The sequence below is a fragment of the Rhodococcus sp. NKCM2511 genome (assembly GCF_014905595.1).
Taxonomy (GTDB): Bacteria; Actinomycetota; Actinomycetes; order Mycobacteriales; family Mycobacteriaceae; genus Rhodococcoides; species Rhodococcoides fascians.
Map to the genome: position 1 here is coordinate 128,588 of NZ_BNHJ02000001.1, position 5,039 is coordinate 133,626.

7 protein-coding genes are annotated in these 5,039 nt (G+C 62.2%); 3 read left to right on the forward strand and 4 right to left on the reverse strand.

All coding sequences use genetic code 11. The features are described from left to right. Positions 1-85 precede the first annotated feature (85 nt). The 3 genes from JLZ96_RS00550 to JLZ96_RS00560 form a co-directional block, all read right to left on the reverse strand. Positions 86-541: a tellurite resistance TerB family protein gene (locus tag JLZ96_RS00550; protein ID WP_027497122.1), complete on the reverse strand. Its 456-nt coding sequence runs from the start codon at positions 539-541 to the stop codon at positions 86-88. A 142-nt stretch (positions 542-683) separates the two neighbouring features. Then, positions 684-1,016 carry a hypothetical protein gene (locus tag JLZ96_RS00555; RefSeq protein ID WP_027497121.1) on the reverse strand — a complete coding sequence of 111 codons (333 nt, stop codon included), beginning with the start codon at positions 1,014-1,016 and terminating at the stop codon, positions 684-686. 6 nt (positions 1,017-1,022) lie between these two features. Then, the gene (locus tag JLZ96_RS00560) at positions 1,023-1,163 is read right to left on the reverse strand and encodes a hypothetical protein (protein ID WP_155288453.1); all 141 of its coding nucleotides are present in this window, start codon (positions 1,161-1,163) and stop codon (positions 1,023-1,025) included. Positions 1,164-1,193: 30 nt separating this feature from the next. Here JLZ96_RS00560 and JLZ96_RS00565 point away from each other — a divergent pair, with 30 nt between their 5' ends. The 3 genes from JLZ96_RS00565 to pabB all read left to right on the forward strand — a co-directional run bounded on the left by JLZ96_RS00565 (position 1,194) and on the right by pabB (position 4,289). After that, the gene (locus tag JLZ96_RS00565; protein ID WP_027497120.1) at positions 1,194-1,532 is read left to right on the forward strand and encodes an RNA polymerase-binding protein RbpA; all 339 of its coding nucleotides are present in this window, start codon (positions 1,194-1,196) and stop codon (positions 1,530-1,532) included. A gap of 275 nt (positions 1,533-1,807) precedes the next feature. Next, positions 1,808-2,203, forward strand: coding sequence for a chorismate mutase family protein (locus JLZ96_RS00570; RefSeq protein ID WP_027497119.1), 396 nt, complete (start codon positions 1,808-1,810; stop codon positions 2,201-2,203). Positions 2,204-2,213: 10 nt separating this feature from the next. Then, positions 2,214-4,289, forward strand: coding sequence for an aminodeoxychorismate synthase component I (gene pabB, locus JLZ96_RS00575; protein ID WP_032372412.1), 2,076 nt, complete (start codon positions 2,214-2,216; stop codon positions 4,287-4,289). 54 nt (positions 4,290-4,343) lie between these two features. Here pabB and JLZ96_RS00580 read toward each other — a convergent pair whose 3' ends face one another. Next, positions 4,344-4,940, reverse strand: a complete 597-nt coding sequence (locus JLZ96_RS00580; protein ID WP_032365824.1) for a hypothetical protein — start codon at positions 4,938-4,940, stop codon at positions 4,344-4,346. Between the last annotated feature and the right edge of the window lie 99 nt (positions 4,941-5,039).

Consider the following 5,039-nt stretch of genomic DNA (forward strand, 5'->3'; position numbering starts at 1 on the left):
AGGGACGGCGACGGCGACCGACGACGTCGATGCGTCGTCGGTCGCCGCAGACCTCATCCAGTCTCGATGCCCACGTCGGAGCGGGTCAGAGCTCGAACTCGGCCGGGTCGATTCCCACTGCGAAGCATGCGTTGCGAACGGCGGCCTTCTCGTGGTCGTCGAAATGCCCGTCGGCACCGCCGATGATGATGCCGATCTGGATGACGGCACGGGCCTGGTCCGGCTTGGACTTCAACTTGCCGATCGTCGCGGTGGCCTCGACTTTTCCGAAGTCGAAGTCACCCTGCAGCTTGTCGCAGTACCAGTCGAACTTCTGGCGGAGCTCATCGGACTCGAAGACGCGGAGAGCTTCGTTTCCGGCGATCAGCGCTGCCGTCTTCTGTCGCTCGGCCGGATCGATCGTGCCGTCCGCGGCGGCGATGAGAGCGCACATCGCCATGCTGCCGTTGGCGAACTCTTTGTTCTTGAACTGGCTGGTCTTGGTTTGCAGCTGCCCGTTCAATTCCTGTGCTTTGGACTTGAGTTGATCCCAGAACGCCATGGAGCTCCTCTGTGTGTCTTTGCGTCCGCGCAAGACGCGCGTGCGTCGCCCATTGTCCACGGACTCGGTGAACAACGACGGGAGCGATGTCGTCGACCGTCGCGCCGCACGAAGGACGACCAGCGAGGAGCCCCGAAAATACTCAGCGCAGCCGCTCGGCATCGTGTGCTTTCGCCACGAGCTCGATACACAGGCGCTGCAGTTCGTCGGCGGCGGCACCTTCTGCCACTGCGGTGCTGACATCCTCGGCCGCGCAGCGCAGTTCGAATGCGCGATCTGCAACGGCCGATGCTTCCTCGGCGGTCAGCACGACGGCGTCGACGGGAATGGACGTCCCCTTGACGGCACTGCGCTGCTCGTACGCACGTTGTCTGCACGATTGTCGGCAGTACCGTCGTTTGCGGCCGGTGCCGACATCGTCGATGGGACGTCCGCACCACTCGCACGTCTGGTTGCGACGGGTTTTCACGGACATGGTCGCTCAGCCTACTTTGCCGGCGAGGTAAGATGCCTTGATCTGCGCGGGCGAGCCGGGAACGAACGGACGCTCGACGACGTTGTAGATCAGTGGGTGGACGACGAAGCTCGGCCGCGCCGAAACCGGCCGGTGGAATCGGCGCACATACCTACTATCGATGGAGAGGACTTCACTATGGCAGATCGTGTACTTCGAGGTAGTCGACTGGGAGCCGTCAGCTACGAGACCGATCGTGATCACGATTTGGCACCCCGCCGCGTGGCTCGCTATCGCTGCGACAACGGTGAGGAATTCGACGTCCCGTTCGCCGACGACGCCGAGATTCCCGGTACGTGGGCGTGCCGTAACGGACTCGAGGGTTCTCTGATCGAGGGCACCGCGCCCGAGGCAAAGAAGGTCAAGCCTCCTCGTACCCACTGGGACATGCTCCTCGAGCGCCGTTCGGTGGATGAACTGGAAGAGTTGCTGAAGGAGCGCCTCGATCTACTGAAGGTCAAGCGACGCGGAGCCTGATCCCCTGAGCGATGCACCGCCCGATTGGAAACAATCCGGCGGTGCATTTTTTCGATTGGTTGGAAACTCGGAGATTTTTTTCGGGTGACTTGTGTGATTATTGTCGTTCAGCGTCCGTTTTCTTCGCGTTTGAGTGGCGCGAAAACGGCTCGGGATGACACCATCGAACATCGCATGTAGTCGGTTACCGAGTCTGTGATGATCGCGGTAACAAATGTCGGCTGCGACCGATAATCATCAGCACCGTAGTCGTCGAAAACAGGGGGCATCAACTCGTGAGCCAGGGTTCCGATCAGTGTCTGCACGACGATCCGCGGACGGCGGCGTCCGACTCGGAATCGGACGGACGCGTTGCGGTCGGCGAACAGAAGTTGGCGGAATTGCGCCGCGAATTGGACGGTATCGACGAGGTCTTGCGCGCAGCCGTACGCGACCGAATCGATGTGTGTGTACGGGTGGCCCACGTCAAACGCGAATTCGGTATTCCCATGATGCAGCCGGGCCGGGTGGGCGTGGTGACCGAACGGGCTCGTGAGTTCGCGTCCGCGAACGGATTGTCGCCCGACTTTCTCGAAGAGTTGTACAAGTCGATGATTGCCGAGGCGTGTCGCGTCGAGGATCTCATCATCGATTCTCCGGGGCCAGAATCTGGCTTCGAGGGCGAACGATAGAGGTACGTCGATGACGATCAGAACCCTCCTTGTGGACAATTACGACTCGTTCACCTACAACCTGTACAGCCTCCTCGCCGAGGTCAACGGCCGACCACCGACCGTGGTCAAGAACGACGTCGCGTGGTCTTCCCTCGACTTCGCCGCGTTCGACAACGTCGTGATCTCGCCCGGTCCCGGCCGCCCGGACGTCGAGCAGGACTTCGGTATCAGTGGTCGAGTGATAAGCGAATCCGGTCTCCCGATTCTGGGTGTCTGCCTCGGCCATCAGGGGATGTGCCACCTCTTCGGGGGCGAGGTCGATCTGGCCCCCGCACCGATGCACGGCCGCATCACCGACATCACGCACACCGGGGTGGATCTGTTCGAGGGGATTCCCTCGCCGTATTCCGTGGTGCGCTACCACTCTCTGGTCGTCACCCGGACTCCCGCCGACTTCGAGGAAGTCGCCTGGACCCCGGACGGTCTGGTGATGGCGGTTCGTCATCACAGCAAGCCGTTGTGGGGAGTGCAGTTCCACCCCGAGTCGATCAGCACCGAATACGGGCGTGAGCTGCTGGCGAATTTCCGCGATCTGACGCTAGCGCGGTCGAGCGCAGCGAACGCAGCGGGGACCCACGATTCGATGTTCACCATCGAAACCCGCACTATCGACAGCGATTTCGACTCCGAGCGCGTGTTCCAGACGCTGTTCGCGCACGACACCAAGAGTTTCTGGCTGGACGGAAGCGCCGCACTCGAGCCCGAGTGCCGATTCACCGTCATGGGCGATTGCTCCGGGCCGCACGCCGAATACGTGACGTACTCGGTAGCCGAGACGATGGTTACCGTCGAGGGCTCCGACGGCACGAAAGAACACATCCACTCGACGTTCTTCGACTACATCGACGCCCAACTACGTCGCCGAGCTACTCCCCCGCGGCACGATCTTCCCTTTGCATTCGGACTGGGCTACGTCGGCTACCTCGGGTACGAACTCAAGGCCGATACGGGCGGGCAGCTGGTGCACACCTCGGCGACCCCCGACGCCTCGATGGTGTTCTCCGATCGGGCGTTGGTGTTCGACCACGAGGCCGGCACCCTGTACTTGATGGGGTTGGCCGATACCCCCGGGGATCCGGTCCTCGCGCAGTGGTTCGACTCGGTCACCGCAACGCTGAGTGGACTGTCCGAGAAGGCGCAGACCGTGAGCGCGCCCAGTGGGATACCTGCGTCCGGTGCTCCGTTGCTCGGCGCAGAGCTATCCCTGGAGCCACGGCTCAGGCACGATCGCACGCATTACCTCGACCTCATCTCTCAGTGCCTGGCCGAAATCCGTTCCGGTGAAACCTACGAGGTCTGCCTGACGAACACTGCCACCGTGGCCGGTTCCATCGACCCCGCGGCGACGTACTCCTACATGCGGGAAATCAATCCCACCCCGTACAGTGCCTTCTTGAATTTTCCCGACGTCTCGGTCCTGAGCGCCTCCCCCGAGCGATTCCTGCGTATCGACGCCGACCGCATCGTGGAGTCCAAGCCCATCAAGGGAACTCGGCCGCGCGGGGCCACCCCCGAAGAGGACAACGCACTCAAGGCCGACCTCGTCGCGAACGAGAAGGACAAGGCCGAGAATCTGATGATCGTCGATTTGGTGCGTAACGACCTGGCTCAGGTGTGCGTTCCTGGTTCGGTACACGTGCCGAAGCTGTTCGACGTCGAAACCTATGCTCCCGTGCACCAATTGGTCTCCACGGTTCGTGGCCGGCTGCGTGACGACGCGTCGGCTGCCGACTGCATCAGAGCGGCGTTCCCCGGCGGCTCGATGACCGGCGCTCCGAAGATTCGCACGATGGCAATCATCGACAAGCTCGAAGATGGGCCGCGCGGAGTGTATTCCGGTGCCATCGGCTACTTCTCGATCACGGGTACGGCAGATTTCTCGATCGTCATTCGCACGATCGTGGCGACCGAGCACGAGGTCACGTACGGCGTTGGAGGCGCGATCGTCGCGCTCTCGGACCCCGACGAGGAGTTCGAGGAGACGATGGTCAAAGCGGTGTCGATGCGTCGAGCCCTCACTGGCCGGACAGCGAACAGCGGGTAGAGCGCACGCGCTCTACCCGCTGTTCCACATCCCTCGGCCAGTGGCCGTCGTGCTCTACGCAGTGGTGAAGTACTCGAACACCGCAGGCTGAGCTTCGGGGTTGGCGTTGTTGATTCCGATGACCGTGCCGGCGACCGTACCGATCACGGTTCCGATGATGCAGCCCGAGATGAAGTTCGGGAAGATCGAGACGCAGCCGATGGCGAAGCCGAGGCCTGCACCGATGGCCGTGCCGACGCCGCCGCCGTTGTTCCAACCGATGGCGAGCTGGTTGACCATGTTGTCGAAGGCCTGCTGCTTGGTCTTCGCGCCTGCGACCTCAGCGACAGGAACGGTCTGCGGGGTGAGAGTGAGTTCCCGACCTTCGGCACCGATCAGGGGCGCAATGGAGTAGACGGTTCCATTGATGGAGTACTCCAGCGGGATCGACGCCACCGTGGAGCCGGCCTGGTCGACGATCGACACCGTCTCGCTCGTCGCATCGACGCGGAAGAGACCGGCGTCGAGGATGGTCTTGACGGTTCCATCCGGGTTGACCGACGTCTGGTAGTTCATCGACTCCGACGTCGGATCCGCTACGGCCTGGCCTGCGCCGGTGGCTACGGCTGCGGTCAACGCCACCGCGACCGTTGCTGTTCTGATCAGTTTCACTGTGTCCCCTGGTAGTAGTGATTCGCATTCGACCACTCGAGTATCGAAAGCTGATGGTATTCGAGCGAGTGCTCTTTCACGGAAGAACACTCGCAAACG

What these genes read in the sequence shown, in the direction of transcription:
- JLZ96_RS00550 (WP_027497122.1), bottom strand. Translation starts at nt 541, where the DNA reads ATGGCGTTCTGGGATCAACTCAAGTCCAAAGCACAGGAATTGAACGGG.
- JLZ96_RS00565 (WP_027497120.1), top strand. Translation starts at nt 1,194, where the DNA reads ATGGCAGATCGTGTACTTCGAGGTAGTCGACTGGGAGCCGTCAGCTAC.
- JLZ96_RS00555 (WP_027497121.1), bottom strand. Translation starts at nt 1,016, where the DNA reads ATGTCCGTGAAAACCCGTCGCAACCAGACGTGCGAGTGGTGCGGACGT.
- pabB (WP_032372412.1), top strand. Translation starts at nt 2,214, where the DNA reads ATGACGATCAGAACCCTCCTTGTGGACAATTACGACTCGTTCACCTAC.